Raw genomic sequence first — 25,465 nt, forward strand, 5'->3', positions numbered from 1 at the left:
GACCGACGCCGTCAAGGCCGACCTCCTCGTCGGAGTCGCCACCATCAGCGCCCAGATCACCGAGTAACACCCCCTCCCACGTAGAGCCCGCCGCATCCCCGCGGCGGGCTCTTCGTCAGTTGCCAGCCCGCCCCTTCATTCGGCGGCCAGGAGTCTCCCGCTGGCGCATCGGCGGGGGATCAGCCCGGAGACCGGATTCCTCCGGGCGCCCGATAGGGCCCGCCTCACCCTCGGGTGCGGCGGGCTTTTCCGCTGTCCGGCGTGCGACGCAGAACCTCATCTGCTCGACTAGCGCGCCCGAGCCTCGAGGTGCGCGTAGTCGGGCAGCTCGATCTTGTCGGACGGCGGCCGGAAGAACCGCCCGCCGAGCGCCGAGATCACACCACTCGACGCGACCCGCAGGCCCGCGCGGAACACCGCCAGCCCGGCCCTGGTGCGTGGATTGGCGATCTGCGGAACCCCCGGCGGCAGCTTCTGCGCCTGCTCGACATACGGCCGCATGATCCGCTCGTAGCCGGCGAAGGCGTCGCGGTGATCGACGTGCGCGGCGAGCTCGCCGGCGAGAACGTAGGCACCGACGATCGACAGGCTCGTGCCCATGCCGCTCACTGGCGAGGCGCACCACGCCGCGTCTCCCGTCAGCACCACACGGCCCCTCGTCCACGACGGCGCCTTCACCTGGCCCAGCGTCTCGAAGTAGATGTCATCGGCGTCGTCGAGGGCGTCGAGCACTCGCCGGGCCTCCCAGCCGATGTCAGCGAAGTGTTCGCGCAGGTGCTGCTTCTGCTGCTCGGTGGTTCGACGCTTGTCGCGCGCCGACGACGGATCGCCGTAGATCACCGACGACAGCACTGCACGTGTGGTTCCGTGCCGGTCAGGCCGCAGGGTGACGGCCCGACCGTCCGGCTCGTTGTACCAGCGCCACCACGGGGTGTCGCTGTCGGTGCGCGGAATCGTGAGATAGGTCATCTCCATGCCGATCGGATCGACGACGGCGTCGCCGAAGACCAGCGAGCGGGTCGACGACCCGATGCCGTCGGCCGCGACCACCAGATCGAAGGATCCGCGGGCACCGCTCTCGAACACCACGTCGACGGCCGACCCCGTGTCGTCGAGCTCGGCGATCCTGTCACCGTAGAGGTAGGTCGTGCCGGGCTCACCGTCGACGCTTTTCGAGGCCTCGATGAAAATGCGCGACAGGTCACCACGGAGAATCTCGAGCTCGGCCGTCGCCCCCTCGGTGTCGCTGGCCTTGACCGGGAACTCGGCGACGACCGCTCCGCCCTTGCCGAGGAACCGCGTTCCGACCTCGCCGGTCGTGCCCGCTCGGACGGCTTCTTCGAGCCCCGCTCGGCGGAGCACCTCCCGGGCAGCGCCGCGAATGTCGATGTTTTGACCGCCGCTGCGGAACTCAGGCGCGCGCTCGACGACGGTGGTCTGCCAGCCGTAGCGATTCAGCCAGAACGCGAGTGCGGGGCCTGCGATGCTGGCCCCGGAGATCAGGGCGGTGGGACGGCTCATGGGGTGCCTTTCGTCGACGTCCATTCTTGCGACTGCCGTCTACTTTGGCCCGGGGCCCGCGCTCCTAGTCGGGTTTCGCGGGTTTAGTCGCGGAATACCGCGACTAGACCTGCGAAACGCGACTAGACGGCGCCGAGCCCCTAGACCCGAGCGAAGCCGACCGCAGCACCGAACTGCCCGAGCGCCATCGCGTTGTAGGCGTCGACGTCGAACGGCTGCGAGGTCACTTCGCCGCGCAGGAACGCACGAATCCCCTCGGCGAGGCCGTCGACCGAGGCGGGCACCACGTGGATGACTCCCTCGGGCAGCGCGTCGGCGATCGACCCGAATTCGGTCGACACCATCGGCAGACCGAGCGTCGCCGCTTCGAGCAGCACCATGGGCTGGCCCTCGTAGTCGCTCGAGAGCACGAAGCAGTCGGCTGCACGCAGCACCGAGAACGGATTGCGCAGGGCACCGGTGAGAAACGCGACGCCGCGAAGCCCGAGCCGCTCGATCTCAGCCTCGAGCTCGGCCTCGAGCGGGCCGTGCCCGACGAGCAGCAGCCGGAGCGCCGACCCCTTCTCGGACGACGAGCGCACCGCCGCGAACGCCGCGAGCAGCCGCTTCTGATTCTTCTCGCGCGTGTAGCGGCCGACGGTGACGAGCCAGACGGAGTCGTCGTCGCGCCCCAGGGCCTCGACCCACTCGGGGACTGCGCCGTCAGCGGGCAGCGGCTCGCCCTCGAAGACGGGTGCGGGGGCGAGCCGACGGATCCTCGTGGCGTCGACGAGGTTGACCGCGGAGTCGATGGTGCGCGACCCGAGAGCCGAGGGCGGGAGCTTCCGCTGGTTGATCGCGGCGAGCGCCGGCGACACGGCCACCAGCGAGTCGTACGACGGGTAGAGGCCGAAGAGGGCCGGCAGGCTGACGGCGAGCGGTCGCTTGCCCGCAACCTCGCGCCCCACCTCGGCGGCGAGGTCGTTGTGCAGCCAGATCGCGCGCGGTGCGTCGGGCGAGTGCAGCAGCAGCGTCGCCCAGAAGGGGCTGTAGCCGCTGAAGTCGACGACGTAGTCGAAGGTCGACGATCCGAAGCACCGCGTCCACTCGTCGTCCCAGAGGGTCTGCTGGCCGGCATCGGCCGTGTGCGCGTCGGCGACTCCGCGGCGGTAGAGCAGCCGGCGTCGCAACTGCTGGGCTTTCGGGCCGTTCATGCCGCCTTCGCGGCGGAAGTGCCGCACCGATCCCGCCACCGCGTCGGCGTTGTGCACCTGCTGCGGCGACTTGGTCACCGTGTAGGCGATGCTCACGTCGTAGCGGTCGGTCGGCAGTGCGGCCAGGAGGTTGAGTCCCGCCGACGTGATCCCGTTCGAGGCGAGGTCTCCGACGTGCACCAGCACCGACGTGCGGTTCGAGGCCGAGGCGGACGCCGACAGCTCGAGGATCCGATACCCCTCGGTTCGATCTCGGAACACGACGTCGACCACTCGAGCGGCGCTGTGCTCGGGGCGTGGCACGAAGCGGGCCTGCCAGGCGGCACGGACGTCGGTGCGGAGCTCGGGGTCCGCCGGATCCTGGGCCGTGATCACCCGGGCGACGTCGACGATCTCGGAGCAGACCGGGCCGGGGAGCTCGTCGGCCTCGAAGTACATGCCGCGATCGGCGCCGTACGACGACGCGTCGGGGGCGAAGAACACTATGCGGCGACCGGTCGCCAGGAAGTCGAAGAAGATCGACGAGTAGTCGGTGATGAGGGTGTCGACGACGCCGAGGAGTCGGTTGGTCGGAATGCGCCCCGGCACGAGCACCCGTGCGAGCTGCGGGTTGCCGCCGACGAAGCGCTCGAGGATCTGGTGGGTCTTGAGCAGAACGACGAAGTCGCTGCCGAGCCTCGCCTGCAGGTCGGTGACCCGGGCGAGCAGCAGGTCGATGTCGTCGGACGGGTCGCCGAACGACTCGCCCCTCCAGGTGGGCGCGTAGAGCACGACGCGACGGCGGCCGATGGCGAGGCCCGCCGAGACCAGCTCGTCGACGACGCGCACCCGGTCTGCCTCGGTGAGCTCTTGGCGGTCGACCCGGGGGTAGCCCTCCTCGAGGATCCGGCCCCGGAAGAACCCGTCGAGCTTGTAGGCCGAGCCGTACATCGTCTCGGTCATGAACGGGTTCTGGGCGAGTAGGTAGTCGGCGGCGACGAAGTTGCGGAGGGTGTTGCCTGACTGCCGTGCCCCACCCGGCATGTCGAAGCCCATCGCCTTGAGCGGGGTGCCGTGCCACGTGTTCAGGTAGACCTGACCGGGCCGTTTCGAGAACCACTGCGGGAACGTCGCGTTGTTGATCAGGTACCTGCTGGTCGACACGGCGCGGAGGTAGGCGAGCGACTCGCGGAGGACGAAACGCACGCGAGGATCGCGGCGAAATTCGCGCAGCGTGGCCTCGTCGTCGATGTGCGCTCGGTCGAGCACCCAGACGTGCTTCAGGTGCGCGAAGTCGGGTGCATCGAGCAGCTCGCGGAAAAGCGCCTCGGGGTTGCAGAGCAGGCCGGTGCCCGCGAACGCCTCGTAGAGCACGGTGTCGTCGCGGATCGTGTCACGCCGAAATCGCGCGAGCGCCTCCATCCGGGCGGCCTTCAGCCCGATGCGGGCGGTGCGGTTCAGTACGGACGGCACGTTCATGGGATCTCCTCGCGGGGATCACTGCCCCCGGAGCATTAGACCGTGAACTGGCAGAGAAACGCCTAAGAACGCGCCGAGCCGGGCCGGACGTCAGCCTTGGCGGTCTCGCTGAGAGCCACCCAGAAGGGGTGCCGGGTGGCGACCACGACCGCGTCGAAACGGCTGCGGCCGAAGAGGCGCCGCAATTCGGCGCGCCACTGCGACGGCGGACGCCGGCCGGTGACGCGAGCGGCGAATGACCAGAACTTCGAGCCCTCGAGGCCGCCCTGCCGCACGACGACACGGATCCTTCGGTCCTGGCTTTTCTGCCACGCGATGAACTCCCGCTTACGCGAATCGGAGACGAGCACGGTCAGGTCGGTCGTGTCGAGGTCGATCGTGGCGATCTCGCGGTCGACGACGGCGGGATCCCAACGATCGGTCGGGCCACCGGCGACGAGGAGCACGCGACGTGCGGTCGACTCGTTCAGAGCTCGCGACCGGTCGGGGTCGACGACACCGCGGAACACCGCGTCAACGACCCGTGCCGTTGCGCGCCCGTCGTCGTCGCCGGTGAATCGTCGCCGTGCCGCCGCGAGTCGTTCGACACCCGCCTCGTCGAGCGGAGCCCGAACCGAGTCGGCCAGCTCGGCCAGGGTGGTCGTGACGCGGCCGGGCCAGGTCGACGGCTCGAGATACAGGCCCCGATAGTCGCCGTAGTCACCGATATCGGGCACGAAGAAATGCAGGGGCCGACCCGTCGTCAGAAAGTCGAAGAAGACGCTCGAATAGTCGGTGACGAGGTGGTCGGTGACCGCGAGCACGCGGTTGGTCGGCAGGTCGTTCGGCACGAGCAGACCGGTGCCCGCTCGCTCGCTCACGCTGTCGTGCACCACCTGATGCGCCTTGAGTGCGACCCGGTAGTCGTCACCGAGCAGGTCTTGCAGTTCGCGGGCCTGGTCGACAAGGATCCGGGGATCGTCGGGGCGCACGAACGACGTGCCCTTCCATGTCGGTGCGAACAGCACCAGCCGGCGTCCGTCGAGGTCGAGGCCGGCGTCCCGGAGGGCCGCGATCGTCTCCTGGCGCTCCCCCGTGTCGGCGAACTGGGCGTCGACCCGGGGCAGCCCGAGCTGCAGAACCCGCCCGTCGAACAGCCCGTCGAGCCGGTGCGCCTGCCGATACAGGGTGTTGGTCATGTAGTCGCCGCTGGAGAGCAGATAGTCGGAGTGCAGGAAGGTGCGCAGCACGTTGGCGACCCGGGCGGGCTGGTCGTCGATGTCGAAGCCCATCTTCTTCAGCGGCGTCCCGTGCCAGGTGTTCAGCACGACTTGGCCGTCTCGACGGCTGAACCAGCGCGGAAAGGTGGAGTTCGTGACGAGGTAGCCCGCCGTCGACACGGCTCGGGCGTACGCCTCCGAGCCGGGCTCGACGAACCGAACCCGGGCGTCGCCTCCGAACTCGGTGAGGACCAGGTCGTGATCGTGCCCGGGCCGGAGAGACCAGACGAAGCGGAGGTCGGCGAAGCCGGGATCCTTGACCAGTGTTCGGAAGATCGCCTCGGGGTTGCAGAGAGCGCCGTTACCGTCGAACGACTCGAAGAAGACCACTCGCCGATCGACCGGACGCCGCTGCGAGAAGGCGCGCGACTCGACCTCCATCGCCCGGTGTGCCGTGCGACGAAGCGAGGTCAGGGTGGGGGTGGCCATGGCAGGTCGAGACTACTGCTTTCGACCCTCGGGCTTATCAGGGCGTCGTGATGCTGACGGCGTCGTGAAGGGTCGACTCGGGGGCCACAGCCCGCGGCAGCTCGAGCCAGAGATCGACCTGGTCGTCTTCGCCGTCGAGGCCGAGCGCGACGGCCACGGGGTCGACCGACATGGCCGCCACGGTGATCGCGGTGGGTGAATCGGCCGGCGCCGTGCGAATGATGATCCGATCCGAGGTCAGCCCTGTGATCGCCGCGGCGACCTGCCCGAGCAGACGCTCCAGATCGACGGGATCGAGGTCGTCGAGGCCGCCGTCGTCGTTCACCTGGACCACGGCCCCGCGTCGTCGATGGAGCATGACCTGCTCGCGGATCTCGCGGCTCAGCAGCTGACGTCCGCGGATCTCGTCTCGAATGGTCTGTTCGAGCAGCCGGCACTCCGCCCTGTCTTCCGCGCTGAGTCGACCGCGCTTGTCGCTGATGGCCCGGAGCATCGGTGCGGCGACCAGCGCGGTGGTGCCGAGGCGCACCTGGCGTTCGGCGTGGAAGGCCTCCTGTGCGGCGCGCCACGTCGCCGCTTGGCGCTCCGATTCGACGTGCCGGGAGATCTCCGCGCCGGTCACCCCGATAGCCCACGCCGAGACGGTGACGACGGCCACCATCAAGATCGTGGCGATGATTCCGAAGTGCAGAAGACCCCACGGGCCGGCCCAGACGAGGGTCTGCACGACGAGCCCAGCCAGAACCAGCCAGGCGAGTCTCTGGCGGTGACGCAACAGCAACTCCACGACCAGACACACGACGCCGCTGACGTACCAGGCGCCGTTCGAGAACGAGTCCGTCGACGGGTTCAGGGCGGCGCTCCCGAGAACGGGAAGCAGGAGCCCGACGATCGCGATGAAGCCGGCACGGCGGTGAGACGGAGCGGCGTTCTGTGGCGCGAAGACGCACATGGTGAACGCGGTCGCGAAGAGCGCGAGTCCGATCGCCGGCTGCACCACCTCGGGCTTTGACACCACGACCACGAGACCGAAGACGATCGCGAACAGCGCGAAACTCGTGACCAGGCCGAGAGTCAGCCACCTCGGGACGTTGATCATGGAAGCACCCGTCGTTCTTCTTCGGTATAGAGGTCGGTGCCGACGATGGCCACCGAACCCCAGCTCAAGACGATGCGGGTCCCGGCTCCCGGGGCCGACTCGACATCGACGCGCCCCTCCAGGGCTCGAAGCTCTCGAGCCGACTCATTCCCGCGCCCACCGCCCTGAAGCCCGATCGCGCCAGGGTCGAAGCCGCACCCGTCGTCTTCGACGATGAGTCGAATGCCGTCGGATCCCAGCGGGTGGCCCCGAAGGGTTCGACGAGTGGCTCCCTCGGCATGCTGCACGCTATTGGCGAGCGAGTGCGCCAGCACGCCCACGAGAGCGTGAGCGACCTCCGGGGGCAGCATCACGACCTCCACCGCGGTCAGATCCTGGTCGAAATGGCTCAGCCAGATGCCGAGTTGCTCGCATCGCTGGGCGAGCACCTGCCCGAACGGCAGGACCTGCTCGTTGCGGCCGACCGCGTTGACGTGCATCAGCACGCGCAACGAGTTCGCCGCCATTCGCGACGCGAGGTCTTCCGATTCGGGGTCGCCCGCCGAAGCCGCAGAGAGGAACGTGGTCAGCACGGCGTCGTGGAGCAGCGCGTCGGTTCGGTTGCGCTCGTGCTCGGTCGCATCTTCGAGCTGCGACGCCGCGAAGGTGTCGACCGCCAGCTGCTGCCTGTTCGCGGCGGCCACGACCCGGTGGCGGACGGTCCCGAGCAGCAACACCAAGACGAGGGAGAGGCCGACCATGAACAGGCCGTCCACAGCGACATCGGAGAGAGCGACGTCGCCGCGGATCCTGAGACCGATGCTCGCTAGAGCACTGACGACGAACGCGAACACCATCGGCACGACACGGGAGCGGGCGCCCCGCGCAAGGTACGCCGCACCGACCGGCGACAGGGCGATCAACCAGGGCATGGGATCGGTCGACACCGGCGGTGTCAACGTAGCCGCCCACAGCAGCAGCGCACCCGCGTAGACCGCCGCACCGAGCAGAAAGAACAGCCTGGCGCGGGCCGGCACGACGAGAGGGCCGAGCCCCGCCAGGATGGCGAGGCCGACCATCGACATGACGACGCCGCCGAGCGGATCCGCCAACGACGGGGCATCGGCGACGAACGAATCGGCGGTCTGCAGCGAGTAGAGCACGCCGAACCCGCCGACAATCAGGTCGAAGAGACGATCGAACCGACGCATTCCGGCATCGACGATCCGGCCCGAAGCGGAAACCCGGGGCACCGGCCATCGCGAAACGACAGAGGACGAAATCACGCTGATTCCTCTGTGTACTGGATTGCCCGTCACGATCAAGACCCGCCTCCCCGGCTAAGTTGCTCAACCGTAAATGCTGCGTCTCGCCGGCGCACGAACCCACTTAGGGGCATCGCGCCCCCACTTCGCGGCGCACCGCGACCCCTGCCCACCTCCGATCGGTGGACGACCGCGGCCGACTCAGACCGCCGCGACGACCACCCACGCCACGGCCGACAGACCGACGATGCGCACACTCGTCGCCACGATCGCGGACCCCCGCCACACGGCGACGAACTCCCCGATCGCACTCGCCAGAGCCAGCAGCGTGATCAGCACGATCGTGACGCCGACCGGGCTCCCGACGATTCCCGCCCCAACCTGATGGAACGCCACGATGCCCCAGGGCACGATTCCGACCGCCGCGCCGTAGCCGAGCGCCCGACGCGACCCCGTGCCACTGCCGGCACCTGCTTCAGCTCCGGCCCTCTCGCGGGCGCTGACCGCATGGACCATCCTGAACAGCACCCCGGCCGACGCGAGCGCATAGATGCCGACGAGCGCCCCGACGTCTCTCACGCCGTTGAGCTCGGCGACCACGAACACCGCGATGGGGGTGGTCAGCAGCGGGTCGACCCACGCTGCCCACCTCGGCGGCAGAAACCTCGCGAGCGCGAGGAGGGCGACCACCACGGCGAACGCGATGCCGACGTCGACCCGCGAGACGAGCTGGGCCGTGTTGCCCCCGAGGGTTGCCGTGACCGGGCGGAGCGCAGGATCCTGGGCTCCCGCCACCACGACCAGCACGACCGCCTGCAGTGCGAGCGCGATCCCGGCTCCGCGTCGCGCGCGCTCCGACCCGGCCGCCCGGCTCACGGCGTGCTCGCTCCGCGCGGCGGTGTCGGCAGCTCGATCTTCACGCTGCCATCGATAACGCCGGCGGCCACGGCAGACAGCGACGTCTGGCTGGACCGGGAGTGGTAGCGGATCAACCGGTAGGCGGAGTCCATGTCGAGCTGATGGGTGTGCGAGATGACACCCTTGGCCTGCTCGATGACGACCCTGCTGTCGAGGGCTCTCTGGAGCTGCTCGCGGACCAGGGTGCTGTCGCGGATGACCCTCTCCTGCAGGACGCTGATCGTCGCGACATCGGCCAGGGCCTGAGCCGCGGTGGCATCGGACTCGTTGAGGGCGCCCTCGAGGTCGCGGAAGAGGTTCAGCGATCCGATCGTCTCTCCGCGGAGGCGGAGCGGGATCGCGTGCACCGAGACGTAGCCCGACTCGGATGCCGCGTCGGCGAACGTGGGCCACCGGTCGTGCATCTCAGCCCTGCTCGACACCGACACCACCCGACCGCTCGTCACCGCTTCGACGCAGGGCCCCTCGCCGGCCCGGAGCTGCATGAGGCCGATGCTGCGGCTCGCCTCGCCCGTCGAGACGATCACTTCGAGGTGTCGGTCGTCTGGGCCGAGGATGATGCCGGCCGCGGATGCGTCGAAGAGATCCGTACAGCGATCGACGAGGGTCTGCAGCAGGTCGATGATGTCGTAGTCGGCCACCAGGGAGTCTGCGACGGTCACGAAGGTGCGAACGAGAAGGGTCTCGCGAGAATCGGACACGGTTTCCTCAAATCCTGGAATCAATTGTCGAAGGCGGTGAAGTCAAGTCTGCGGGCAACGACATCGGCGGCGACGTCGCGGACCGGGCGGCCGCTGGCGAAGGCGTGGCCCTGAAGAACGAGGAGTGCATCGACCGGAGTGATGCCCATCTGAGCGAGCACCATTCCGGTCGCCTGGTGCACTTCACGGCGGGAGTAGTCGCCCCCGCCACCTCCAGCATCCTCGTCCTCGCTTTCCAGTGCCCGAAGGGAACGGCGCAGAACCTGCCGGGCGAGGATCGTCGACAGCAGACCCGCGTCGGCCACCTGCCGCGAGCTCATCGCCCCCGAGACGCGCGAGTAGAGGTCGATGGCCCCGACGTTGATGCCGGCGACGACCAGCGGAAAGGCGAACACCGCTGCCAGCCCTGTCTCGTAAAGAGCCTGCCGCGCCAGAGGCCACGAGGTTTCCGACGAGTGCTGCAGGTCGGGCTCGAAGACGGGAAGGCGGGTCGAGAGCGCCTCCCAGCAGGGCCCCTCGCCGAGGTCGATCTGGATCTCGTCCCACTGGGCGGCCGAGTCGTCCGTGACGCAGATGATCTCGGAGCCGAGAGGGTCGCCCAGGGTCGACACGGCCGCACCGGTCACACCGATTGCCGCTACGAACGGGCCGCAGAGGTCGGAATCCGGTTCGAACGCCTGCGCCAGAGCGAGAGCCGCATCCGAGAAGTCGAGCCGCTCAGCCACAGGCGCACCAAGGCCCCGCTGGCACGAGTCGGTGCGTCGTCATGGGGCCTCCAGGAGCCTGCGTTCATCCGGTGATCGGGTCACGGAGCGCTGGGCCTAGGTGCCGGCCGTGCCTCACCTTAGCCGTGGTGGGCGCCTGCTCGGTCGCTTGGAGTCGAACGCGCGCGGCTAGTCGCGCGAAGCGTGCCCGTGCGAAGCATCGGCCGCGAGACTGCGATGCGGCCGAGCGGCGTCAGCTCATCGGCCGCTGAGGTCGAACGGCGCCTGCCCCGAGTCCACCGTGGTGAGGTAGCCGCCATCGGCGAGCGCCGAAGGAAGGGCGACGGCACCGCGCACCCTCGGCACCCCGCGCACGAGGTCGATCTCGACGACCGTTCCCGTGCCGGCGCGCGTCACGAAGAGCTGCGAGCCATCGTCGGTCGCCGCGAGAAAGCGTGCCTGCGACCCGGTGTCGGTGGTCTGACCGAGAGTGGGCAGAACAACGCTCTTCTTCGCGCCGGTGAAGAGCCCGTCTCGGCCCCTGCTGACGAGAGTGAGCGTGTCGGTGCCGTCGTGGGTGACGACCGCGGCCGCGAAGCCCTTCGCGACGGCCGCCCGCGTGGCGACTCCGGTGCCGAGCGAGACGGTCGCGACGCGCGAGGTGCGGGTCGACGAGGAGGCCAGCAGCGCCCCGATATCGGCAGCCGGCTGCGTCGATGTCGGCGCCGACTGAGCCTGCGTTCCGACCGCCGTCGTGCCGTCGGGAGCCATGCGCGGGCGGTAGCTCTGCACCGCGACCTGCGGGTAGGGGGTGCTCGTCGAGCGCCCGAAGCCGCGCTTGGTCACCGGCACCGTCTCGAATCCGTCGTGCAGGGTGGAGCCGATCACGCGGCCGTCCGCACTGACGATCGGGCCGTGCGGATACGCGCCGAGCGCCGTCGTCGCGGTGACCGGCGGGGTCGAATCTCCCTTCAGGATCCTCGACACCGAGTACGAATCGAACCGACCCCCCGCGGTCACGACGAGCCGGAGCGGCGACCCGACCAGGAACGTCTCCATCTCTTCGGTGCCGGTCTCCCCCGTCGTCGCCAGCTTGACCTCACTGGTCGTGATCCGCGCCGTCTCGACCCCCTTCTTCGCGAGGTCGATAACGCTGACCTGCTGCTTCGTCGACCCGTCGAAGTCGGAGCCGACGGCGATGTACCGGCGTGACGGGTCAGCCGCGAGCCAGCCCGCGCGCTCCCACCGCCCATCCTTATTCAGGATCCGATAGCTCGCCACGACCGACGGACGCCCCGTGGCCGAGATGCTCACCACCTCGAGCTGGGGCTTCGACTCGTCCATGAAGGCGATGCGCCCGTGCCCGAGCTGCACAGTGCCGGCGTGCGTGCCGAATTCGATGCCCTTGAGGCTGCCCGTGCGTCGTCCCGTCCCGGGGTCGACGACGTAGACCGCGTGTGCCGCGGGGTCGGCGGCGACGAGCCAGTCGTGGCCGGCCGAGGTGGTGTGGGCTGCTGCGGTGTGGGTTGCTCGGGTGGGGGCTGCCGTGGCCGCGGTGGCCGCCGTGGCTGGCAGGGGCGCGCTAACGGCCGCGCCGACGAGCAGCGCGAGGCCGACGGTCGCCGCCTGGATGCGGGTGAGGGAGGGAGATCTCATGGGAATCTTTTCTAGTCAAGAATGATTCTCAGAGCTTATCGATAAGTCTTCTCATTAAGCGAGCTAGCTGGCCTGGCAGAAACGAATCCGCTCAGCGCGCGGCTACAGACGCGCAAAGCGTGCCCGGGCGAAGCTGTACACCCCGTAGCAGATGAGCCCCACCCCGACGGCGATCAGAATCACCTGCCCGAAAGGCAAAGCGGCCAGCGCCTTCAGCGCGCCGTCGAGACCGGAGGCCTTCTGCGGGTCGAGCGTGGCGGCAGCGACGATGAAGAGAATTCCGACGACGAAGACGGCGACGCCTTTCGCCACGTAGCCGAGAATCCCGAGGCCGGTGATGGCACGACCCGTGCTTCCCGACGGCAGGGCGATGTCATCCAGGAACTTCCGCCTCGATCCCTTCGCCACGAAGTAGGCGCCCACGCCGATGGCGATCAGGCCGACGACGATCAGAAGGATCCGACCACCCGGCAGCGTGAGAATCGATGCGCTGGCATTGGTGGACGTGCTGGTGGAGCTCGTAGCGCTGCCGAGAGCGGTCTGTGCCGCCGTCAATCCGAGGGCTACGTAGGCTGCCGCCTTCGAAGCGGAGACCAGGCTGCGCACCCAGCGCTTCTTCGACGACGAGCCGATTCCGAGCACCGCCTGGATCACCAGCCATAGCCCCAGCGCGAACAGGCCGACGACCGTCAGCCACAGGATGATCGTGCCACCGGGGAGCTTGGCGACCTGAGCGAGGGCGCCCGACTGGTCGGACTTACCGCCCTGGTGCAGGGCGACGCGGATCGCGAGGTATCCGAGAAGGAGGTGGACGAGGCCGCTGGCGGCGAATCCGGCGCGTGCGAGCACTTCGAGGGCGTGGCTGTCGCCGACCTTCCCGGCGGCGGAGCGGATCTCACTGGGGCTGGTCATGGCGTTCTCCGATAGCTGGTGGTGCGTCGTGGGGCAATTCTGGGCCATGACGGCACCATGCTCGCGCCCTTTGGCCTCATCCGTGCCGAGATCGCACTTGTAGTCGGGTGCACCCGACCGCAACTGCGATCTCGGCGCACGACTTAGGCGCCGGCGAGGTGCTCCTCGAGGACGTCGCGGACGGTCGTCCAGGTGTGGGTGCCGTAGCGGTCGTTGTCGACGTGCAGCAACTGCGCGTGGCCGCTGAACATGCTGACGAAGTACTGCATCCCCTGCCAGGCCGGGAACGTCTCGTCGGGGTTCTTGGACAGGCGCTTGACGACCTTGCTCATGACAGACAGAGTTCCGGTCGTGCCGGCCCACTGCAGCTTGAACGGCGTGCCGGTGAGCTCGGTCAGCGTGCGGGCGATGTCGCGGGCCGTCACCTGGGCTCCGGCGATCTCGATGACGCGGGGCGCCGTGTCGTCGAGAGCTGCCAGGGCGGTGACCCGGGCGACATCGTCTTTGGTCGTGAAGTCGAGAATCTGGTCGGCGGACGACCAGAAGAGGACCCGTCGACGGTCGAAGAGGATCATCGGCGCCTCGCTGGCGATGAGGTCGGTGAACATCCCGTTGAGGATCGATGTCGCCTGGATTGGCGCCGCGTCGACCTCGGCCGCGAATTCACGACGGATCTCGAAGTTGCGGTTACTGCCGGGGGCGATCGAGCGGTAGTCGGCCGAATAGTCGGACGGGATGAAACGCGGCACTCCGGCGGCGGGATCGTTCGGTCAGACTCATGCCTACCTGACAAGGCTCACTCGTGAGCGTCGAATGTACGATCCGACTCAAGGAAGAGCAATCACTCCTCCCTCAGGCCGGGGTCGTCTTTTCCGAGTCTCCGAGGCCGCCAACCAAAGACCGAGTAGACCTGAAGAATGAGAGCTCTCACGTACCAGGCCGTCACCAAGGTGTCTGTCGAAGAAGTCCCCGATCCCACCATCATCGAGCCCACCGACGCCGTCATCCGAGTCACCTCGGCAGCAATCTGCGGCAGTGACCTGCACCTGTACGACGCCCTCGGCCCCTACCTCGACAAGGGCGACGTCCTCGGCCACGAGACGATGGGCGTCGTCACCGCCGTCGGAACCGAGGTCTCGCGCATCAAGGTCGGCGACCGCGTCGTCGTCCCATTCGTCATCGCCTGCGGTCACTGCTTCATGTGCGACCGCGGCCTGTTCTCGCAGTGCGAGACCACTCAGGTCACCGAGTACGACTCCGGCGCCACCCTCTACGGCTTCTCGAAGCTCTACGGCCAGACCCCGGGCGGACAGGCTGAGCAGCTTCGCATTCAGCGTGCCGACTTCAACCTCATCACCGTCGGCGCGACCCTGCCCGACGAGCGGTACCTGTTCCTCAGCGACATCCTTCCGACCGCCTGGCAGGGCGTCGAGTACGCCGAAGTTCCCGACGGCGGCACGCTCGTCGTTCTCGGTCTCGGACCGGTCGGCCAGTTCGCCAGCCGCATCGGCGTCCACAAGGGCTACCGAGTGATCGCCGTCGACCCCGTTCCCGAGCGCCGCACCATGGCCGAGCGCCACGGTGTCGAGACGCTCGATCTCACCGACGACGTCTCGGCGATCATCAAGAAGATGACCGACGACCGGGGCCCCGACTCCGTCCTCGACGCCGTCGGAATGGAAGCCCACGAGCACGGTGCGGTGGGGCTGTTCCAGAAGATGGCCGGCGTTCTTCCCGACGCTGTCGGCCAGGCCGTCATGCAGAAGGCGGGCATCGACAGCCTCGGCGCCATGCACCTCGCGTTCGATGTCGTCCGCCGCGGTGGCACGGTGTCGCTCAGCGGTGTCTACGGCGGCACCGCCGACCCGACCCCGTTCCTGAACCTGTTCGATAAGCAGATCAGCCTCCGCATGGGGCAGTGCAACGTTCAGAAGTGGACGGAAACCCTCATGCCACTGGTCGAGGATCCTGCGGATCCCCTCGGCACCGAAGACCTCGTGACGCACCCCGTGCCGCTCGAGCAGGCCGCCGAGATGTACGACCTCTTCAAGACGAAGGGCGACGGCTGCATCAAGGTCGTCCTCAAGCCCTGACCTGGTCGCCAACCACTAACAGTGCTGTGACACCGGCCCTAGCGAGCACTTGCTAGGGCCGGTGGTGTGTTGCCTTGCGTCGCAGGTCGACGAGCCCGAGCGTGAGCGCCGCGCCGGAGAACACCAGCGAGACGATCAGAGCAAGACTGAGCGCATCGGCGAAGGTACCTACCTCGGATGCCGGCATGCCCTCGGTCCGGGAGGCGACAGCCGAGCCGAGCAGGGCGAAGAACACCGTGCCGAGGACGGTCTGCCCGGTAGCCGACCCGATCCGCTGAGCGGTCTGCAGCACACCGCCCGCGGCCCCGCCCATGCGCGGATCGACGTCCATCAGGGAGAGCGTCTGGTTCGGGGTGACGATGGCGCCACCGGCGATTCCGAGCACGAACAGAGGAACCGCGAGACGCAGGATCACGGTGGCCGGGTCGGTGAGGTCGGGCTCGCCCTGGATCACGACACCGATCACGATCGTGCCGGCGAAGAACACCGACACCGCGCCGACGACGAGCGGGCGCCCGATCCGGGGCACGAGTCGGCCCGCGACGGGGGCCCCGAGCACGGAGCCGAGCGCCAGCGCTGACACGCCGAGGCCCGATTGCAGGGCAGTGAAGCCGAGGCCGTTCTGATAGTAGAGCGACAGGATGAGAGGGATCCCGGTGTTGCTGCAGAAGAACACCACAGCGAAGGCGACCCCGGTCACGAAGGTAGGAACGCGGAAGAGCTGCAGGTTCAGGAGCGGCGACGCTGCCTCGCGCGTGAGCCGCGACTCGCGGCGGAGGAACAGGACGAGGAAGACCGCCGCGGGGATGAAGACCACGAACACCCAGCCGCTGTGCACCTCGTTGACCTCGACGATCGGGAACAGGACGAAGAACAGTGCTGCGCCGAGGAGCACCGCACCGGCGATGTCGAGCCGGCCCGACCCGGATCCTTTGGGCTCCTGTTTCGGCACCCATCGACGCGCCAGGATCACCGCGACGATGCCGATCGGCACGTTGATGAAGAACACGAGTCGCCACCCGAAGTCGGAGCCACCGAGAGCGATCAGGAGGCCGCCGATGACGGGTCCGAGAGCTGTGCCGACGCCGACCGAGAGCCCGAGACCGCCGAACGCCCGGCCGCGCTCGGATTTCGGGAACGCGTTCTGGATGTAACCGGACACCTGGGGCCCGATGATGCCTCCGAAGAGCCCTTGCACGACCCGGGCGGCGATGATCACGAGCGGCACGGGAGCGAGGCCCACGCAGGCGCTGGCGAGCACGAAGCCCGAGACTCCGATGATGAACATGCGGCGCCGCCCTCGGGTGTCGCCGAGCCGTCCGCCGATGACGGGCATGAGGCCGAACGCGAGGATGTACCCGCTGACGATCCACTGGAGCTCCGCCGGCCCGGCGCCCGTCGAGCGTCCGATCGACGGGAGGGCCACGTTCGTGACGCTGACGTCGAGCAGCGCGGCGAACTGGCCCATGAGCATGACGAACAGCGCCCGCCAACGTCGGGGATCGAAACCCTGGGCAGGGGACGACTCGTGTGCCGTGTTCGAGACCGTGAGCTAGCGCCTCCGCAGCGTGAAGACGAGATGCAGCAGAGGTACCGCCGCCGTCGCCATGAGAACTGTGCCGAGCACCTCGTCGGTCGACCGCAGGAAGACGCCGCCGACGAGGAGGGCCGCGAAGACGATTGCCGAGCCGAGTCGGTTGACGGAGCGTTCGACCGACCGAAGACGGCGGTCGACCTCGGGTGTCCGGACGGCGAGTTGACCGCGCTCGATCCGGGTCGCGAGCTCGTCCATCCTCCTCGGTAGCCGAGCGAGAGTGGTGCCGTAGGCCAGCGCCTGCTGGGGCAGATCGCGAAGAGCATCGCGGCCATTAGTGCTGAGGATGGTGCGAGCGAAGGGGTCGACGGCGTCCCACATGTTGAAGTCGCGATCGAGGGCGCTCGTCACTCCCGAGACGAGCGAGATGGTGCGGATCAGGAGCAGGAAGCTCTCCGGCAGCTGGAACGGGAGGACGCGGATCGTCTCCCCGAACTGCCGCCCGAACGCCTCCAGCTCGCGCGGATCGATGGTCTGGAGCTCTGCAATGCCCAAGCCGCCGAAGCGATCGAACAGCGCCGACATGGCCCGTTCCAGTTCGTCGGTGTCAGCCGTCGACAGCAGCACGCCGAGTTCGCCCAGCGACGCGACCAGGGCTCGGCTGTCGCGTCCGACGGCGGCGAGGATGAAGTTTCGCAGGCCGGCGCGGAGCGGGTCGGAGATCTCGCCCATCATGCCGAAGTCGACGTAGGTCAGATGCCACTTCACGCCGGCACCGGTGTCGGATCTTGCCGTCGCGGATCTTGCCGTCTCGGATCTTGCCGTCTCGGATCCTGCGCTGCTGGATCCTGCGGCGACTGCGGCGACCGGGGTGACGAAGATGTTGCCCGGGTGAGGGTCGGCGTGGAAGAACCCGGCGACGAAGATCTGCTGGAAGGTGACGCGTGCCAACTCGTCGGCGACAACCGACGGATCGATTCCCGCTCTCTTGAGGGCCTCGACATCGGTGATCTTGATCGCCGAGACGTCGGAGAGGGTCAGCGCTCTCAGCGAGCTGCGTTCCCACACCACCACCGGCGCCTCGACCACGGGGTCTCCGGCGAAGTCGGCGGTGAAGCGCTCGGCGTTCGCTGCCTCGTGCAGGTAGTTGATCTCTTCCAGACTCGTCACGGCAAATTCCTCGACGAGTGCGGGGGCGTCGGCGCGCTTCGACACGAGGCTCACGTGCGAGAGCCAGCCGCCGATGCGGCGCAGGGCGGCCAGGTCGACGGCGACGATCTCGTCGATGCCGGGTCGCTGGATCTTGACGATGACGTTCTCGAATCCCAGGTCGGCCGCGAGCGCTGGCGACAGCCGCGCCCGGTGCGCCTGACCGAGGGATGCCGCGGCTATCGGAGTCGGGTCGAAGAAGGCGTAGGCCGACTCGAGCGGCATGCCCAGCTCGGCGACGGTCTGTTCGCGGATCTTGTCGAAGGGCTCCGCAGCCACCTCGTCTTGCAATCCCTGCAGTTCGTTCGTGACCTCCGGCGGGAGGATGTCGAGTCGCGCCGAGAGGAACTGCCCGACCTTGATCATCAGGCCGCCGAGGTCGACCGCCAGCACGCGAAAGCGCTGGGCGAGAAACTGCAGCCTCGCGGTTCGACCTCGCGCGGCGAACCGCCGAAGACCGATGCGCGGGAGGAAGAGCTCGTACCACCAGGCCTGCGCGAGGAAGATCCAGGCGAACCGCACGATCTTGCGGTAGCGCTTCCGGGAGGCTCGGCTGGTCTGCGGCGCGGCGGGCGTGCCACTGGCCTGCGGCATGCCCTACTCCTCGGCGAGGATCGCGTAGAGCTTGCGGCGCGCCTCATCCACGACGGCGACGGCCCGCTCGGTCTGACGCGGCGTGCCGGTCTGGGCGACCAGCGTCATCACCTGGGCCAGTTTCGCGGCGGACTTCGTGAGAGCGAGAGCTCCGTGCACACCCTGACCCCACGGTTGCTGCGGTGCCTTCGGTGAGCCGGAGGCGGCGTAGGCGGAGCCGCCGTTGGCAGAGTCGGCAGCAGCAGAGGCAGCGGCAGCAGAGTCGGCAGCAGCAGCGGCGAAGCGCCCCGTGTCGGTCAGCGAATAGACCTTGCGTTCGCCGACCTGCGCGGCCGAGACCAGTCCTTCATCGTCGAGCACCTGCAGAGTCGGGTAGACCGTACCGGGGGTCGGTTTCCACGCACCGCCGGATCGGGCTTCGATGGCGCGGATGATCTGGTAGCCGTGCATCGACTCCTCGCTGAGTTCGCGGAGAATGGCCGCCCGAATGTCGCCGCCTTCTCCGTCGCCTTCTCGGACGTCGGGGCTCGCGTCCGCCATGGAGGGGGAAGCGAAGGTCTGCCGGAGACCTTCGACGGCACCCCGCAGATCGAAACCGGGCGAAGACGACGAGCGCATAACAGGGTGTCCCTTCAGGACGCATGGCGGATCTTGACGATACATCTCGGCCCTGGACGGCGTGTCTCGTCTGACTCGTCCTCAAGCGTTCGGGCCTAGCCGGCGGATCCTGCCGTCTCTCTGGTCACAGCGAGGGCGCAACACCCAGCTGACGAACCAGCGTCGGAATCTGCTCTCGGAACGGGAAGAACCCGCGCGACGCGTGCGGCCACGCCAGGCTGTCCCACCGACGGCGGACGCTGACGAGGGCGACCCCTTCCGAAGCGAGGATCGGGCGCAACTTCTCGAGCCTCTCGTGGACGGGGCCGACCGGTGCGAAGGGGACGACCACGGTGTCGAGCTGTTCGGACTCCGCCCAGCGCAGGACGGTCGAGGGGAGCGTGTCGGCGAGGATCCGTGCCGGGCGTGCGCCGGCGTCGAGAGTGCGGGCCGCTGCATCGTCGAGCGCCGTCGCCGTAAACGCCGCCACGGCCTCCGATGCCTCGAACGGAGATCGCTCTCCCGAGTCGGCGACGGCGGCAGTCGCCACCAGCCGATCGGCGAGCCCGGGCTGCTCCGCGAGCAGGCTGCCGGCCTCGAGGTCTTCCTCGTGCAGCAGCAGGCCGATGCGATCTCCGAGCTGCCCCACGACGTCGTTCGACTCGATCGCCGCCCGGGGCGGGAGGGGATCCTCGGCGAGCGCTCGGGCCTCGCTCGCGAGTCCGGTAGGCGAGAAGCGCCCCTCCGTGTACTGCGCGATGTTGGAGGCCGATGCGAGGTAGGTCTTGCCCTTGGTCTGCAGGCCGGCGACCCACCGCCATGAAAGCGTGTTCGACGCCGCGTCTCCGTCGAGCAGGTGCCGGTAGAAGAAGTCGGCTCCGAGCTGCCAGGGCAGGCCGAGGGTGAAGATCCAGATGCTGGCGAACCACATCCGCGTGTGGTTGTGCAGGTAGCCGGTGTCGATGAGCTCGTGCGCCCAGACGTCCATTGCGTCGATGCCGGTGCGCCCGGCTACGGCGTCGCGGTAGGCCTCCGGGAGATCGCCGGTCGCGAACTCCCCCACGTCGCGGCGATAGCGACGCCACACCTCGGGGTTCTGTTCCAGCCAGCCCTTCCAGTAGGTGCGCCAGAACACCTCCTGCACGAACTTGTCGGCGCTGCGGAGGCTGTGTCGTTCGAGGACGGCGGCGACGACCTCGTGCTCGGTCACCAGTCGATGGCGCACGTAGGGCGACAGCTCTGAGACGTTGTCCCTCGACACCCCGAGGTCGTGATTGCGGTTGCGGGCGTAGTCGGAGCCCGCGCGGGGGACGAACTCTTCGAGCGCGTCGAGGCCGGCGGATCGGGTGGGGATGAACACTGCTCCATCGTGCGCCCCGCGACGCTGCAAAGGCCGACAAAGGGGACGGATTTGGCGAGCGCCGGTGTCGCGACTCGACTAGCTCGGGCTCAACGCTTCCTCGTCTGCCGCGACGTTCTTCTGCACCGCGAACTGGGTCCGGTGGAGTTCTTCGTACCGCCCACCCATGGCCAGCAGTTCCTCGTGCGTGCCGCGCTCCACGATCGATCCGTCCTCGATCACCAGGATCGTGTCCGCGCTCCGGATCGTGGAGAGGCGGTGTGCGATCACCATGGCGGTCCGTCCCTCGAGCGCCTCGCTGAGCGCCGCCTGCACGGCGGCCTCCGACGTCGAATCCAGGGCCGCCGTCGCCTCGTCGAGGATGACGACGCGCGGCTGGGCGAGCAGGAGTCTCGCGATCGTCATCCGCTGACGCTCACCCCCGGAAAGCCGGTAGCCGCGCTCCCCCACCATGGTGTCGAGCTGGTCGGGCAACGACCGGATGAGCGGTTCGAGCCGTGCTCGTCGGACGGCGTCCCACACCTCGTCGTCGGTCGCCTCCGGCCTCGCCAGGCGGAGGTTGGAGAGGATGGTCTCGTGGAACAGGTGGCCGTCCTGCGTCACCATGCCGAGGGTGTGCCGCATGGACGCGAAGCTGACGTCGCGGACATCCGTTCCCGACAGGCGCACGGCGCCGCTGTCGACGTCGTAGAGGCGAGAGAGAAGCTGCGCGATGGTCGACTTTCCGGCACCGGACGTCCCGACGAGCGCGACTGTCTGCCCCGGTTCGATCCGGAAGGAGATGCCGTGCAGCACCTCGTCGCCGCCGCGGGTGTCGAGCGTGGAGACCTCCTCGAGGGAGGCGAGCGACACCTTGTCCGCCGACGGGTAGGCGAAGCGGACGTCGTCGAACTCGACGGCAACCGGCCCGTCGGGAACGGCGGCGGCGTCGGGATTTTCCTGGATGAGCGGTTCGAGATCCAGCACCTCGAAGACGCGCTCGAAGCTGACCACCGCGCTCATGATCTCGACTCGGGCGCTCGCGAGGCCGGTCAACGGAACGTAGAGGCGGGTGAGGAGGAGCGCCAGGGTGACCACGTCGCCGGTGTTGAGCTGGCCGCGGAGAGCCAGGAAACCGCCGAGCCCGTACACGAGCGCGAGGGCGAGAGCGGAGACGAGCGTCAGGGCGGTCACGAAGACGAACTGCAGCATCGCGGCCCGCACCCCGATGTCGCGCACGCGGGCGGCACGCACGCGGAACTCCTCGGCCTCGTCGTCGGGCCGGCCGAACAGCTTGACGAGGGTGGCGCCGGGGGCCGAGAAACGTTCGGTCATCTGCGTACTCATGGCGGCGTTGTGGTCGGCGGCCTCACGGCGCAGCGCGGCGAGGCGACTGCCCATCCGGCGCGCGGGAATCAGGAAGATCGGCAGCATGACCACGGCGAGGACGGTCACGATCCAGGAGGTGCTGAGCATGACGATCAGGGTGAGGATCAGCGCCACGACGTTCGTGACCACGCCCGACAGCGTGCCACTGAAGGCCTGCTGCGCCCCGATCACGTCGTTGTTGAGGCGGCTCACGAGGGCGCCCGTCCGGGTGCGGGTGAAGAACGCGATCGGCATCTTCTGCACGTGGTTGAAGACCGCCGTGCGGAGATCCAGGATCACACCCTCCCCGATGCGTGCCGAATACCAGCGCGTCACGAGCGACACACCGGCATCGGCCAGGGCCACCCCGGCGATGCCGATCGCGAGCCAGACGATCGTGGCGATCGCGCCGTTGGCGACGATGACGTCGACGACCCTGCCGGCGAGCACCGGCGTCGCTACCGCGAGGAACGCTCCCACGACCGACAGGAGGATGAAGACGATCAGCTTGGCCCGGTAGGGCACCGAGAACGTCAGGATCCGACGCACAGAGGCACGCGAAATACCGTGCTTTCCGTCTCGGGCGGACGAGATCTTGTAGAGCGAGCTCCAGGCCGCGGACTCCATGCTCATTGCGATTCCTTCCGTCGACCCCCGGCCCAGCCTGGTCGGTGCACGTGGCGGTGGTGCAGCCGGGAGCAGGCCGAGACTAACCCACCGCGCGCCGTGCCGTGAGCGTGTGCGCGCTGCGAACGGGAGGGACGGGGGCAACCGAGTCCCGCATCTCGGCGTCCCTGCGAGACTGAGGGCATGCCCGTCCACGGTTCCCCTCTCCAACGTCTCGGCTTCCTCACGATCGGGTCGTTCGACCCCGCGTCTCCGGCCGCCGGCCACGAAGACACCCTGCGCGTGATCGAGCGCGGCGAGCATCTCGGCTTCGACAGTGCGTGGCTCCGCCATCGGCATCTGCAGCCGGGTATCTCGTCGCCGGTCGCGATCATGGCCGCCGCGTCGCAGCGGACGAGCCGCATCGAGCTCGGTACCGCAGTTACGCCGATCGGAGCAGAGAACCCGTTCCGCCTCGCCGAAGACCTGGGCACCGTCGACGTGCTGCTGGGCGGCCGACTGAACCCCGGCTTCTCGGCGGGAACCCCGATGAACTTCGACCTGTACCGCGACGCGATCTACCCCGACACCGCCGACCACGAAGACCTCGGCTACGATCGCCTCCTTCGCTTGCGCGACCTGGTGCGGGGTGACGTCGTCAACCCGGCGCCGGAACGACGCGGCATCGAAGAGTTCAGCGACATCGTGCAGCCCCACTCCCCCGGCCTCGTCGATCGCCTCTGGTGCGGCGTCGGCAGCACCCGGTCGGCGGTGTGGGCGGGTGAGAACGGCTTCCACCTGCTGGCGTCGAGCGTGACTCGCGCCGATCAGGGCACCGACTTCGCCGTCAACCAGCGCGCTCAGATCGACGCCTACCGAGACGCCCATCAGCATTCCGCATCCGCCCGCGTCTCGCAGGGCCTCGTCGTGGTGCCGACCGACTCGGCGACGCCGGAGCAACGGGCCCGCTACGCCGCGTACGCCGAATCGCGAGCGGGTCGCGTGGGGGTGCCCCAGGGCCCGGGCAAGTTGCTCTTCGCGGCCGATATCGTCGGCACCTCCGCCGAGATCGCCGACACGCTACACGCCGATCCGGCCTATCAGGCCGTCGACGAGGTCGCGTTCGCGCTGCCCTTCGCGCTCGAGCCCGACGACTACGCGCAGATCCTCACCGATCTCGCCGAACACCTGGGCCCGGAGCTCGGCTGGGCGCCCGCCGCTGCCTAGTCAGATGTCGTCTGAGACGCTCGCCGTCCCGGATCCTGCAGCATCGAGACTCACTCGTCGTCGACCGCGAGGGTGACGACATAGCCGAACGGGAACTCGACATCTCCGCTGCCGTAAATGCTCGAGTATGACCGCCACCCGGTGTCGAGACCAGCAAGAGCAGGATCCGCCTCCACCGGCGCCATGGTGTCCGCTTTCCATGAGCCCGACGTGTCGAGCACCGGGCTCATGACCGCCGCACCCGGACGAGGCCCGAGACCGTCGCTGTCGTGGACCAGGACGCACCGGACACGGCGAACATCCACCACCGCACCACGAACCCGCCGCGACGGCTGCTCGACCGCATCGCCATCAGTGTCGAACTCCCACTCGACCGCGAGGCGATCACCGAACAGGCGAGTCACCCACGCCGCGTCGGCCGGGTAGAGCTCCCACTCGACGTCGTCGCCGACCGTAATGTGGAGCCGCTCCTCGGCGAGCTGCCAGTCACTGAACCACACGAGCATGGGGCCATGCTCGCAGGTCGGGCCTCGGTCGCAACACACTCCGCACAGGAGCTCAGGATCCCGGTGGTCCCGAATCACCCCTCCCCCACCCACATCTCGCCGTCTCGGTAGGTTCGGTCCATGGCCACACTCCTCTACGGCACCGACCGCTTCGAGCTCCCCGACACCTACAGTCGTCGCGACTTCGAGAAGGAAGCCCTTAAACGCCGTTCAGTGTGGCGTGGACAACTCCCTCTGACTTTCCCACTCAAGGGTGGAGGCGCAATCACGATGTACATCTTCACCGTTCCTCTCGCGTTCATCGAGAGTGAATCGGAGTCGCGCAAGCTCCCCTAGGAGCAGGAGCAAGAGGCGCCGCGGCGGATTCGCTGCGGCACGAAACACCTAGTCATCGCTGATCACTCCTAGGGTCAACGCTCGGTGATTGCGTCGAAGCAAGAGCCCGCCGAAGCCGCCACTGATGACAAACAAGCCCGCGCCTGCGGCCCCGAGCCACAAGCTACTCAGGATGGGATAGCCCAGCCCCGGAACAGTCACCACGAGGGTGCTCTGAAAGCCGGCTCGCCATGCTGTCAGCAGAGCGCATCCCGCTATGAACGCAACAGTGAAAAATACGTACGGAATGACGGCACTAAATCGCTGGCGCAAACCCGTCGCGGCGAGATTGCGCTGCTCCGACCTCGTTGGCCGCGAACGATCCTCGACCTCAGCTCCTTCCAGGAGCGTTTGAAGCAGAGCCTCGCCGTGGACGCGACGCCACCGGGCCGAGTACCAGCGCATGCTGGCTCGGTACTGCCGTTCGAGTTCTTTCATGCCCCAACCACCCCTCCATTGAGCCGGCGCAGAGCAATCTCGGCGCCTTGTTGTCGACGATGAGCCGCTTCGGCCAGTCGCGTTCGGCCGAGACTCGTAAGACTGAACGACCGCCTCAGCCGCCCTTGAACGATGTCTTCGGACGACACTTCGACGAGGCCATCGACCCGAAGGCGATCGAGGGCGGCATAAAGCGTCCCCGCCTGGAGACGAAGTGCACCAGAACTCAGGGCCGCTACGTCGGTGATGATCCCGTAACCATGGCGAGACCCACTCGCGAGCGACGACAGAATGACGAACGTCGGTTCCCGCATCTCTGAGCTCATGATGCGACTATATGCAGATCAACTGACTATGACAAGAGGCCGATTTCTGGTCGTTGAGCTTGCTCTACAGGTCGGCGTTGGGCCTGAAACTGGGACTGGCTCCGCCTTGCGGCGCACGTATCATCGCGACATGCGGATCAACCACAGCTAGCTTTATCT

Annotated in this window: 20 protein-coding genes and 1 pseudogene; 3 read left to right on the top strand and 18 right to left on the bottom strand. The window is 68.1% G+C overall.

Features of this window, described 5'->3' with window-relative positions:
- Positions 1–288: 288 nt before the first annotated feature.
- From ASF54_RS13400 to ASF54_RS13450, 11 genes and pseudogenes are all read right to left on the bottom strand, one after another.
- Complete coding sequence (locus tag ASF54_RS13400; protein WP_055964113.1) at positions 289–1,521, bottom strand: FAD-dependent monooxygenase; 1,233 nt, start codon at positions 1,519–1,521, stop codon at positions 289–291.
- 140 nt (positions 1,522–1,661) lie between these two features.
- The gene (locus ASF54_RS13405) at positions 1,662–4,172 is read right to left on the bottom strand and encodes a glycosyltransferase (protein WP_055964116.1); all 2,511 of its coding nucleotides are present in this window, start codon (positions 4,170–4,172) and stop codon (positions 1,662–1,664) included.
- A 62-nt stretch (positions 4,173–4,234) separates the two neighbouring features.
- Entirely contained in the window at positions 4,235–5,860 is a 1,626-nt protein-coding gene (locus ASF54_RS13410; RefSeq protein ID WP_055964122.1) for a CDP-glycerol glycerophosphotransferase family protein, read from the bottom strand.
- A 37-nt stretch (positions 5,861–5,897) separates the two neighbouring features.
- Entirely contained in the window at positions 5,898–6,959 is a 1,062-nt protein-coding gene (locus tag ASF54_RS13415; RefSeq protein ID WP_055964125.1) for a hypothetical protein, read from the bottom strand.
- A complete protein-coding gene (locus ASF54_RS13420; RefSeq protein WP_157510193.1) occupies positions 6,956–8,191 on the bottom strand; it encodes a sensor histidine kinase in 1,236 nt (411 codons plus the stop codon). The genes ASF54_RS13415 and ASF54_RS13420 overlap by 4 nt, the downstream gene beginning before the upstream one ends.
- A gap of 213 nt (positions 8,192–8,404) precedes the next feature.
- Complete coding sequence (locus ASF54_RS13425; protein ID WP_055964131.1) at positions 8,405–9,079, bottom strand: hypothetical protein; 675 nt, start codon at positions 9,077–9,079, stop codon at positions 8,405–8,407.
- Positions 9,076–9,822: a GAF and ANTAR domain-containing protein gene (locus ASF54_RS13430; protein ID WP_055964134.1), complete on the bottom strand. Its 747-nt coding sequence runs from the start codon at positions 9,820–9,822 to the stop codon at positions 9,076–9,078. The genes ASF54_RS13425 and ASF54_RS13430 overlap by 4 nt, the downstream gene beginning before the upstream one ends.
- Before the next feature lie 20 nt (positions 9,823–9,842).
- Complete coding sequence (locus ASF54_RS13435; RefSeq protein ID WP_055964137.1) at positions 9,843–10,547, bottom strand: GAF and ANTAR domain-containing protein; 705 nt, start codon at positions 10,545–10,547, stop codon at positions 9,843–9,845.
- 237 nt (positions 10,548–10,784) lie between these two features.
- A complete protein-coding gene (locus tag ASF54_RS13440; RefSeq protein ID WP_055964140.1) occupies positions 10,785–12,182 on the bottom strand; it encodes a hypothetical protein in 1,398 nt (465 codons plus the stop codon).
- Positions 12,183–12,284: 102 nt separating this feature from the next.
- A complete protein-coding gene (locus ASF54_RS13445) occupies positions 12,285–13,094 on the bottom strand; it encodes a DUF1206 domain-containing protein (RefSeq protein WP_084816291.1) in 810 nt (269 codons plus the stop codon).
- A gap of 143 nt (positions 13,095–13,237) precedes the next feature.
- Positions 13,238–13,852, bottom strand: a pseudogene (locus ASF54_RS13450) (NmrA family protein); the annotation flags it as partial.
- A 159-nt stretch (positions 13,853–14,011) separates the two neighbouring features.
- Between ASF54_RS13450 and ASF54_RS13455 the strand changes: the two are divergent.
- Positions 14,012–15,187, top strand: coding sequence for an alcohol dehydrogenase catalytic domain-containing protein (locus ASF54_RS13455; RefSeq protein WP_055964143.1), 1,176 nt, complete (start codon positions 14,012–14,014; stop codon positions 15,185–15,187).
- 52 nt (positions 15,188–15,239) lie between these two features.
- On the opposite strand, the gene ASF54_RS13460 is transcribed toward ASF54_RS13455, so the two are convergent.
- The 5 genes from ASF54_RS13460 to ASF54_RS13480 all read right to left on the bottom strand — a co-directional run bounded on the left by ASF54_RS13460 (position 15,240) and on the right by ASF54_RS13480 (position 22,461).
- Positions 15,240–16,655, bottom strand: coding sequence for an MFS transporter (locus ASF54_RS13460; protein ID WP_235481077.1), 1,416 nt, complete (start codon positions 16,653–16,655; stop codon positions 15,240–15,242).
- Between the two features lie 84 nt (positions 16,656–16,739).
- On the bottom strand, positions 16,740–18,524 hold the full coding sequence (locus ASF54_RS13465) for an ABC1 kinase family protein (RefSeq protein ID WP_055964148.1): 1,785 nt from the start codon (positions 18,522–18,524) through the stop codon (positions 16,740–16,742).
- A gap of 3 nt (positions 18,525–18,527) precedes the next feature.
- Positions 18,528–19,142 carry a PadR family transcriptional regulator gene (locus ASF54_RS13470; RefSeq protein WP_235481078.1) on the bottom strand — a complete coding sequence of 205 codons (615 nt, stop codon included), beginning with the start codon at positions 19,140–19,142 and terminating at the stop codon, positions 18,528–18,530.
- Positions 19,143–19,266: 124 nt separating this feature from the next.
- Positions 19,267–20,481, bottom strand: a complete 1,215-nt coding sequence (locus ASF54_RS13475) for an FAD-binding domain-containing protein (protein WP_055964151.1) — start codon at positions 20,479–20,481, stop codon at positions 19,267–19,269.
- 78 nt (positions 20,482–20,559) lie between these two features.
- The gene (locus tag ASF54_RS13480) at positions 20,560–22,461 is read right to left on the bottom strand and encodes an ABC transporter ATP-binding protein (protein ID WP_055964154.1); all 1,902 of its coding nucleotides are present in this window, start codon (positions 22,459–22,461) and stop codon (positions 20,560–20,562) included.
- A 177-nt stretch (positions 22,462–22,638) separates the two neighbouring features.
- Here ASF54_RS13480 and ASF54_RS13485 point away from each other — a divergent pair, with 177 nt between their 5' ends.
- Positions 22,639–23,661, top strand: a complete 1,023-nt coding sequence (locus ASF54_RS13485; RefSeq protein ID WP_055964157.1) for an LLM class flavin-dependent oxidoreductase — start codon at positions 22,639–22,641, stop codon at positions 23,659–23,661.
- Positions 23,662–23,711: 50 nt separating this feature from the next.
- Here ASF54_RS13485 and ASF54_RS13490 read toward each other — a convergent pair whose 3' ends face one another.
- Positions 23,712–24,167, bottom strand: a complete 456-nt coding sequence (locus ASF54_RS13490) for a DUF6578 domain-containing protein (RefSeq protein ID WP_055964160.1) — start codon at positions 24,165–24,167, stop codon at positions 23,712–23,714.
- A 120-nt stretch (positions 24,168–24,287) separates the two neighbouring features.
- On the opposite strand from ASF54_RS13490, the gene ASF54_RS13495 reads away from it, so the two are divergent.
- Positions 24,288–24,503, top strand: coding sequence for a hypothetical protein (locus tag ASF54_RS13495; RefSeq protein ID WP_055964162.1), 216 nt, complete (start codon positions 24,288–24,290; stop codon positions 24,501–24,503).
- A 473-nt stretch (positions 24,504–24,976) separates the two neighbouring features.
- On the opposite strand, the gene ASF54_RS16155 is transcribed toward ASF54_RS13495, so the two are convergent.
- Positions 24,977–25,306: a PadR family transcriptional regulator gene (locus ASF54_RS16155; protein WP_157510195.1), complete on the bottom strand. Its 330-nt coding sequence runs from the start codon at positions 25,304–25,306 to the stop codon at positions 24,977–24,979.
- Positions 25,307–25,465: the final 159 nt, after the last annotated feature.

Origin of the sequence: Frondihabitans sp. Leaf304, assembly GCF_001423105.1 — a bacterium.
GTDB lineage: Bacteria > Actinomycetota > Actinomycetes > Actinomycetales > Microbacteriaceae > Frondihabitans.

Bases quoted from the DNA above. Each gene is read 5' to 3' on its own strand.
- ASF54_RS13400 (WP_055964113.1), bottom strand. From the start codon at position 1,521: ATGAGCCGTCCCACCGCCCTGATCTCCGGGGCCAGCATCGCAGGCCCC.
- ASF54_RS13485 (WP_055964157.1), top strand. From the start codon at position 22,639: ATGCCCGTCCACGGTTCCCCTCTCCAACGTCTCGGCTTCCTCACGATC.
- ASF54_RS13495 (WP_055964162.1), top strand. From the start codon at position 24,288: ATGGCCACACTCCTCTACGGCACCGACCGCTTCGAGCTCCCCGACACC.
- ASF54_RS16155 (WP_157510195.1), bottom strand. From the start codon at position 25,306: ATGAGCTCAGAGATGCGGGAACCGACGTTCGTCATTCTGTCGTCGCTC.
- ASF54_RS13465 (WP_055964148.1), bottom strand. From the start codon at position 18,524: ATGCCGCAGGCCAGTGGCACGCCCGCCGCGCCGCAGACCAGCCGAGCC.
- ASF54_RS13460 (WP_235481077.1), bottom strand. From the start codon at position 16,655: ATGGGCCAGTTCGCCGCGCTGCTCGACGTCAGCGTCACGAACGTGGCC.
- ASF54_RS13405 (WP_055964116.1), bottom strand. From the start codon at position 4,172: ATGAACGTGCCGTCCGTACTGAACCGCACCGCCCGCATCGGGCTGAAG.
- ASF54_RS13445 (WP_084816291.1), bottom strand. From the start codon at position 13,094: ATGACCAGCCCCAGTGAGATCCGCTCCGCCGCCGGGAAGGTCGGCGAC.
- ASF54_RS13440 (WP_055964140.1), bottom strand. From the start codon at position 12,182: ATGAGATCTCCCTCCCTCACCCGCATCCAGGCGGCGACCGTCGGCCTC.
- ASF54_RS13455 (WP_055964143.1), top strand. From the start codon at position 14,012: ATGAGAGCTCTCACGTACCAGGCCGTCACCAAGGTGTCTGTCGAAGAA.
- ASF54_RS13490 (WP_055964160.1), bottom strand. From the start codon at position 24,167: ATGCTCGTGTGGTTCAGTGACTGGCAGCTCGCCGAGGAGCGGCTCCAC.
- ASF54_RS13410 (WP_055964122.1), bottom strand. From the start codon at position 5,860: ATGGCCACCCCCACCCTGACCTCGCTTCGTCGCACGGCACACCGGGCG.
- ASF54_RS13470 (WP_235481078.1), bottom strand. From the start codon at position 19,142: ATGCGCTCGTCGTCTTCGCCCGGTTTCGATCTGCGGGGTGCCGTCGAA.
- ASF54_RS13480 (WP_055964154.1), bottom strand. From the start codon at position 22,461: ATGAGCATGGAGTCCGCGGCCTGGAGCTCGCTCTACAAGATCTCGTCC.
- ASF54_RS13415 (WP_055964125.1), bottom strand. From the start codon at position 6,959: ATGATCAACGTCCCGAGGTGGCTGACTCTCGGCCTGGTCACGAGTTTC.